The 8,705-nt window shown below is 38.1% G+C and carries 5 protein-coding genes; 1 reads left to right on the top strand and 4 read right to left on the bottom strand.

Translation table 11 applies throughout. The features are described 5' to 3' along the window. The coding region (locus NWQ57_RS17940) for a helix-turn-helix transcriptional regulator (protein WP_306023545.1) at positions 1-957 on the top strand (957 nt) is incomplete at its 5' end. A gap of 288 nt (positions 958-1,245) precedes the next feature. Here NWQ57_RS17940 and NWQ57_RS17935 read toward each other — a convergent pair. From NWQ57_RS17935 to NWQ57_RS17920, 4 genes are all read right to left on the bottom strand, one after another. After that, on the bottom strand, positions 1,246-2,052 hold the full coding sequence (locus NWQ57_RS17935; protein WP_306023544.1) for a hypothetical protein: 807 nt from the start codon (positions 2,050-2,052) through the stop codon (positions 1,246-1,248). Positions 2,053-2,444: 392 nt separating this feature from the next. Further along, positions 2,445-5,927: an AAA family ATPase gene (locus NWQ57_RS17930; protein ID WP_306023543.1), complete on the bottom strand. Its 3,483-nt coding sequence runs from the start codon at positions 5,925-5,927 to the stop codon at positions 2,445-2,447. Positions 5,928-6,068: 141 nt separating this feature from the next. Continuing rightward, positions 6,069-7,661, bottom strand: coding sequence for a PKD domain-containing protein (locus NWQ57_RS17925; RefSeq protein WP_306023542.1), 1,593 nt, complete (start codon positions 7,659-7,661; stop codon positions 6,069-6,071). A 197-nt stretch (positions 7,662-7,858) separates the two neighbouring features. Continuing rightward, on the bottom strand, positions 7,859-8,398 hold the full coding sequence (locus tag NWQ57_RS17920; RefSeq protein WP_306023541.1) for an HD domain-containing protein: 540 nt from the start codon (positions 8,396-8,398) through the stop codon (positions 7,859-7,861). Between the last annotated feature and the right edge of the window lie 307 nt (positions 8,399-8,705).

Genomic DNA, 8,705 nt, shown 5'->3' with positions numbered 1-8,705 from the left:
CTTGGATACTATGGTTATCCACCAGATACTGTATACATAGATGGTCCCCAAGTAATTCAATCTCAAAAAGATATCAACCATAGAATAACTTCTGATTTCTTAAAAATAATTGAATTAGCTGGATACAAAAAGAATCAATTATGCCAGTTTTGCGACCCTATAAATTACGACCTAATGACAGATGAAAATGCATCAACCAAAGAATGTACCTCAATATTTTTGAGTACACACAGGTTCAAGCAATACGGTGCGGCCGCTATCAAGAAGGGGAAAGGTTTTGAACTGCATATAAGCTTGTGTAACAAATGCTTGAAGAAAAACGATGAAATCTTTCTAATTCCAGTTTCGTCGTTGATTAAAAAGATTATAAATCGCTTCAATCTTAAGCAGCCACAAGTTGCTCATGAGTTAGGAGTAACACAAGGAGTAATTTCCCGTCTCCTTTATGATAAAGCAGCGTTTATCGATCCTGAACTACTTACTAAAATATACGGCTTATATACCATTGGCCCTGATAGCTTCTACAGACATGAGCATTGGAAACTACTCTTACTTATTGCAGATTATTGTGCAGAAAAATTGAGCGAGGAAGAAATGCTAGATAAAATGGAGGTTGAATATCATCCTGATTCCGATATGGACGTGGACGTGTTTTCGTATTACGACATTGGTCCCTCAGAGGGGCAGGGAGAATTAGTGATTACCGGTACAACTTGCTCAGAAATGTATTTTGACTCGAATAAGATATGCTATACATACTATGTGGAATACATGTATGAATCTGACAGTGGCTACCCGCACTTTGAAAATACCAGTACTAGTTGGAACGTTGAGTTTGAGTATGTGTTGGTGGACGTTAAGAAGCGCTTACGTTCAGATCTAGTGCTTAAAGAACGCGAAATGCTAGAGGTTGCAAACAGGGTGCCTGATGATGAGGATGAGGCATTTATGTTTTAATTTTACCACAGCGACACTGGATACTCTCATATTCTGTTTAACAACCTTTTAGTTAATTTACTTTTTTCGATGATAAAACGAACCATGGCTTGACGCTATTAATATGTATTAGTATTAATGTTATGGATCGTCATCGACTATTTTTTAGATGTCTAGGTAACCTCTATGTAAACCATTTGCTTTCCCTAGTCATCACTTGGGAGAATTTTCCGTTTGTTAATGACTATACGGATATGCCTGTTGAGCGACTCTATTGCATTGGCGGGATAAATCATTTTACCTCTATCATCAGGGCAATTGAATATCGTGTTCAGGTTGTTCGAATCTCTCTCGAAGTTCTAGAATAGCGCACCTTGATTTCTCAATTACTTTAAGTGCCTCAGATGTACCGGGGCGAATGTGACATTTACCATAACTGCCTACACCATCATGCTTATATCCCATCTGTTCCAAACTACTAATAATTACTTCGCCAGATTGATTTTCATAATCTTCAGCCATAGGAACTACAAAGTGGCAACTGTGTTCACTAAACAGGGATGATTGAACAGAGTATTCCAACGGAAAGTCTAGGTTAAAACAATCGTAATTTTGATGGTGAATACAAGGAAGTTTATCCACCCACAATAGTCTGGGTTCGTCTTTGTATTTTTCTCGAAAGCGTTTATCAATGTACTCATCATAAGTACCGACAACTAGATAACATTGACGTAAATTTAAAGGCGTCCCATTCATCATATAATATTCATCAATTAATTCTAAACTGACATTCTTTAGCAGCACTATTGGTTTTATGATAACGCCATCAATATCAAACGATTTTGCGCTGAGTGCATAACTATATGACATATGCTCTAACCAAATAAGCCACATATTCTGTAAGGTAAATTTATCATTTGGCTGACACCAAGAATAGTTTAAAGCATTATATTCAGACGTTAGCTCACTCATCATATCCGATAGTGAATTGTAGTCAGTTGGATCAAACCATTCTTCTGGGTTAACAATAGGTTTGCCAGTTAGCTCACTTTCATAGGTAACTGAACCAACATCAGAGTCCGTCCATTCAATATTTGCATATTCATCGTCTTCCATTGAATTGAGATGGCCTTCACAATTAATTTGAAAACCGCAATTCCCACACGATATGGCTCCACTAAAGAGAGCGTATGTTTTATCCCATGACTGGATACTTACATCATCAAGTAAATGAACAAATTCATTACAATGCTTGCATAAATGTATCAAACTCGAATTAAAACCTGATAATTCCAAATGTTTCACTCCAATTAGTATTTAAGTTTATCTCTGAGGCAATGTTGGTATTGCCACACAAATTTTCTCTATATTTGATTAATTATGCTGTTTTGAAAATTACAGTTCATAATTTTTATTATCACGCAATATTAAGCAAATAGACTAAACTCTATTATTCGATAAAATAGAAGTCTAACTTTACATATAAGTATCCTTGGGTGATTTGGGATTCAATGAATAACCTCCGCCAAAGTCAACAACTTACCCTCAAAGGCTTTAGTAAAATCATCCTGAAACAATACACCATTATATATAAACAGACTTGCTAACTTTTCAATCAAATCCCAATGAATTAATACCGTCTCTTTTACATCTTTGTAAACTTTTCGCACTAAGGCTGATTCAGCGTTACCATGAACTTGCTGGTTTGATAGTTCCTTTAACAGATCAGCCTCAGATATATTCAAAGCCCCAAGCGCAGTCTTGGCCAACTTTTCTGTATATTCACGTTCTATTTTAGTGAAGGTAGTCGCTAATTTTTCATTACCTAAATAAACGGCTTCGGCTGCACGCCCAACAAAATGCTTTTTTAGTTCATCGCAAAAATATGAATAACTAAAATGTTCGACCGATGCTGAGTCGGAAAAGTAACAATCATGCCAAGCATTGGCATACACATGGGTCACATCTTTGTGCAGTACGTGATTGATAAGCACTCTGGCTGCCAAACGATATGACCTGATAGTTAACTGATATTCCTCTTTAGCATTATACTCGCCGCCTCTAACAGGAACTGGATAAATATTGTTTATTATGTCCTGTATATCGATTCGATTCGAATCTTTAGGTCGTGTTTGCTCCATTAAAAAAATCACGTCCAGTATTCTATTTTCAATAGCTTTATGGGTTAACCCTTCACACATTATGGCTAGTAGTTCTGCCTCGTTTTTACTAGTAGAAATTCCTTTTTTGGCAGTGTAAGTTTCTATGGCGTTAATTCTGTCTTCCAAATTGGGCAAATCAAATTTAATTGATAGGTCAAATCGCCCAGCTCGTAAGAGTGCTGGGTCGAGTTTATCTGCATAGTTTGTTGCTGCGACAAAAAGCACTGGTGCTTCTGGTTTGGCTGCACCGTCCATGCGTGTCAGAAGAGTATTTACAATAGCGGCATAGCTCACTGATTGGCTTTCGCGGTTTCGGCCAATAGAGTCAAACTCATCTATAAACACAATTGCTGGTGCAACCGATTCAGCTGCGTCAATCAAAGTGTTTATATTCGAAACGCCTCCGCAGCTCATTAAATCCGACGCATTTGCCACAATGACGTTTAGATCAGACTCACCTGCCATTGCTAAGGCAAGAAAGGTTTTTCCTGTTCCAGGAGGCCCTTCAAAAACCAATCCTTTTGGAGGCGGATTTTGACCGTTTTCGTAGTCATTCATTCTTTGCAAAACCGTCTTTAGCTCATCCTTAACATGTCCATAACCAATGACATCTGCGAGCCTTTCCTTAGGTTGAACGACTTTAAACAGCGGGTTTTTCAATATTTCTGGATCAAAACTAACCTGCTCTGAGAGTGAGCAAAAATTGATATACAGTTGGGTGTTGGATGAACATGGCTGCAATGATGGTTTTAATGTGACAGCAGTCTGTCTACGATTATACTTGCTTTGGCGTTTCACAGCATAAGCAGCCATTAGACTTTCACTCAATTTTTTGTTGCTTGAAAGTTCAGCTGCATCTAGGTAACAATCAATTATGCAATGCAGCTTGCTTTCAAGTTCGTCACTTGTCCCAATAAAGGCTACTAAGTTATTCTTTGGCATTTGCATTGCCGTAAGTAGTTTAAGAATTTCCTTCGAATTTTTATCTATAACAATGACATCAAAGTCCAATAATTGATTGGTACTGGCTGTTATCTCTGACGCGCTGAAGTGACTTAGTGCCAAGTCACCGTACCCCTCTAGAGGCTTATTTAGACCAACGGCGGCACATTTTTTGGGTAGCAAACTGTCTTTTACACTTACTTGTGGTTGAGTGGTGATATTGTGATCAATCACATAATCGTAATTCAGTAACTTGATCTGCTCATATACCTTAGAAATTGTATGGTCAATAGCGCTTGGTAGGTTACTTTTGCCGCAACCGATTAGTATAGTTGCTGCCATAAAGGGAGAGAAATTTAACGGCAAATTAACCTTATCTGCAACAAAGTTTTCAAACTTACGTTTACAAAGAAGATAGCTATCTAATCCCTTGAGGCGCTCAGTTTTTATTACTGGATAACTAGCAAGTGCTGCCGCCAAGGGAGATTCAAGCTTAAGCTTTTTGTCCGTTAGCATGTCTGTTCCACTAAGTTCCAGAGAAGCTTTTTCAGTTGATGAAGAACTTTTATCTTCTAGCGAAATAATAATTTGAGTGTGTGCAAAAGCTACCTTCCGCTCAGTAGTGATGTCTTCTAAATAACCGTTTTGAATAATACCCTGAACAAGTGACTGTAAGTTAGCGTGAGCTTGATTAAGGTTTTTGAATAAAATCGTAGAATAGGGGTTTTGCTCCACATAATATGTTAAAAAACCCTGCTTTGGAGTCCGATAAAAAGGTTCAATCCCTGTGAAATGAGCAACGCAATTTTCATGTACATATTGAGCACAATCAATAACAAGCAGTTGTGTTTGCGTATTATTTAATTTATTGGTGCACTCATAAAGTGCTTTAGCAAGCATGCTTCTGCCCGACTCTGCAGGGCCAATAAGACTAATAACCGACTTAACCTTGCTGTATCCAGTATTTTCTAAACTATAACTTAGGCACTTATTAATATTTTCTGCGCTATTAATTATTTGGTTGTTAAGCTCATTTTCTAAGCCTCTTTTCATCCTATGGCTTTCGATGTCGCTTGGCTTATTTTCTAGTGCACTTTTAAATTCTTGCAACCAATTTGTGTAATCGGTAGTGTCGCTATCTTTCCCCAGCTCTATATCCGATAAATTAATAGAGGGATTTATTACTACTTCATCTGTACGGTTATCTAATCTTAAAAAAGCTTGTAACACATCATTTGCGTCACCTTTATCGAAAGTGAATAGCTCGCCTTTTGTATTAATGTGTTGCCAATCTGACAAGTCGCCAGAATTCGCGACGTCGTAGTTCATATTACTTATTGACGATAATAACACTGTACGATACTGAATCAGTTTTGGGGGATACGGGAGTAGTTTTGCCGAAATGTCATATTGTTGTCTGATGCCATTTTCAATTTCTGTGTTGCCTATTAGTGCTATTAGTATGTCGATACCTTTAATTTCAATCTTATCTTCTTTGGCTGAAAACATGTGTTTGCCAACACGGCACAAAGCAGACATTCTTGCCGTTTCTAGCAGTTTTTTCACATCGCCTTTTTGCGCACTTATGTTTCTACATATTTGTCTAATTTTGAACACGCCAGCGTCTTTGAAAGAAGTAACAGATTGATCAGATTCATTGTCTGCTGCAAGTTGCTCATTGATAAAAGATTCCAAATCGAAATTTTCAAAATCATCGTCGATATTAGTATCGGCCAAAGACTTTGTTGGCTTGGTATCTGTAAGGAAGTCTGCATTCTCATTGGCACTTGTGTTAGATATCCAATTTTCGTCTCCAAAATTAAAATCATCTGTATCATTAAACAAGTCATCAATAAATTTTTGCTGCTCAAAATTGCTGTTTGACATGGGTTTACCTTCTAAAGTGATGCTTATTAAGTGGTAAACATCTTAGGTGAGGTGCGCGACAAAAATTGTCGATGAGGCTAAGAAAAAATCATTCATGCCCTACTTTGCTAAGCAAACAGGGCATGGAGATATATCGGTAACTCAAAAATATTGACCTTGGACACGATAAGTCCAGATATAGTCTTCGTACCCTACAACCTCAATCCTAAACTCAACATCAAATCTTCCACCCGTTGCTTTATTTATACTGCACGTAAAAGGCACAATTTCCCCATCGCGAATAACCTGACCGTCGACTAAGTCACCACAAAACCCGGTTACAATCCCATTTCGGTCAATCACATTCACCCTTATTGTAAAATCCGCACCTGTTGCAACAAATGCCGCTGGGCTTAATTGATAGACTTGTTCATCGATAGGCTCTTCATTAAATGAGATGGAACCGTTAAACGGCCAACCATACCTCGTATTTTCATTACTTAAGTCGTCAATATATATATCGCCACTACTCACATCGATAGCCAAAGAGCTCACGTCAGAAAATTCACCATCACTGACTTTAAGTGACAACACATAGCTTCCAAGTCTTGTGGGAGTAAATGATGGCGTCACTGTATTTACTCCTGTGATTGTTAAATTGCTGAATACAGGTTGGCTTACAATTACCCACTCATAACTCAAAATATCGTTGTTAGGGTCAAAACTAGCACTGCCATCAAGTTGCACTTCAACTCCAAGTGAAGATGCTATATCTGACCCCGCAATTGATACTGGTGCAGAGTTTGATGTGCTGGCATCTATCGTTATTTTATCTTCTGTACTATCTAATTCTCCATCGCTCACAATAAGATAAACCTCGTAACGCCCATCAACATCTGAAAAAAAGGTTGGCGATTGACTCTGTTCATCATTTAACCTTGCAGTACTATTATCTGGAGTAATTAATCTCCATAAATAGTTTAATGGCGCCCCTTCTGGGTCATAGCTATCTTTACCATCTAAAAATACTTCAGTACCTGTTTCAACATTTTGGTCTAATCCTGCTCTTGATACGGGCTGCATATTAATTGCCTCAGTCCGGATCGTGACTTGGTCGGAGTGGCTTGCGCCATCTTCGTCAGTTACGATTAAAGTCGCGATATAATCCCCAGATACATCTGGAATAAATCGTGGTGAAACGGTTTCAGAATTTTTTAACAGCGCCTGTGAGGAATCAGGAGCAACCAGCGACCAAAAATAAATTAGTTGATGTCCATCAGGATCATATGAGTCAACACCCGATAAGGTTTGTCCGTTACCTACCCTAACGCTAAAATCTTCTCCCGCGTTGGCTACAGGTGGGATGTTAACGTTTAATATTTGGATTTTTAGTGTGGCTGTTACAGATGCTTGGTCATCATCAGTCGCAGTAAACTCAATTTCAGCCCATTCGCCATCACGCTCTACTGATGGTGCAGTAATTGATACGTTAGTATTGTTCTGCACCTCTATAGATAATGAAGGACCAGTTAACTGCACCCATTTAATAGAAGATATTTGGCCATCGACGTCATTTACATCAACAGTTAATTCTTTGGTAGTAAGCTCGTAAATATGTTCGACGTTCGGAAAGAGCAAAGTTGGGGCTATATTTTCTAAGACAGGAAGCGAATCAATTTTGTTTTCACTTGACCCACAAGCGGATAGGACTAAAAAAAGATATGTTGTTATTAAAAAGCGGAAGGTTAGTTTCATCGTGTTTCCTATTTGATTAGATTCAACGATGACAAGTGTGAAGTATGCAAGCGACAAAATTTGTCGGTCGGGATAGGAATAAAAAAAACTTTGATGAATGACGTTAAAGTTCATGCGAAAAAAATCACAAAGCTAGCTACTTAACTAAACCTTTTTCATCATTAATAACTGTTTGATCGATGCAGCCTGCTTTAAAATTAAAGTCTAGCCGTTAAAGAAACTTGTTTTCTCAATAGATATTCCTCGTACAAGCGTTCATTTTCTTGCTTACAGAGTAAAGAGACTTCATCAAGCCAGTCCACATAGCAAGTAACGCGTTCATGCGTCCAATCCTTGGGAATATTTGCAATGTTCGAACAGATATCAGCGAGTTTAATAGATTTGAGTTCACCATTATTACCCTTCAATTTATCTATCACCTCTTGTCGACGTTGCTCCAGAGAAAGATCTTTTCTGTCAGTCAGTTTTTTAACAAGCAAGAAGACCTCAGCGTTAAACTCTTGCTCTAGCACTTTAGGATCGATATCGGTATCTTCCAAAATATCGTGAAGTATTGCCGCACAAATAAGGTTGGTAGAGGCAATATTTCCAACTTTAATTAATAACGACATTACTTCAATCAAATGGTTGATATACGGAGAGCCATCATACTTCCGACGTTGGTTTGCATGATGTTCAGAGGCCAATAATAGCGCTTTCGATATATCGTTTAATTTGGATAAATAGGTGATTTCCATAATTATGTTAGCTCGACTAATTCAATAAATGTTGTTCGAGATTTTATGATCATAGTTCGACAAAATTTGTCGAGAAGCAAATCACGTACTTTTTCGGAAAATATTCAAGACAATGAAAACATCAAAATGTAATAACTGATTTAATAAGATTGCTCTTCTTGAAAAAACCAATAGAAGTTTGGTCACTGTGAGGTCACGGGCTGTATTTGAAGGGCATTTTGGTCACAGGGAGCAACGGTCAAAATAAGGAGATGTGGCGCACCCGGCGAGATTCGAACTCACGACCTCTGCCTCCGGAGGGCAGCGC

The organism is Paraglaciecola sp. (genome assembly GCF_030730205.1).
Lineage (GTDB): Bacteria > Pseudomonadota > Gammaproteobacteria > Enterobacterales > Alteromonadaceae > Paraglaciecola.
This window is presented reverse-complemented; position numbering and strand designations above follow the sequence as displayed.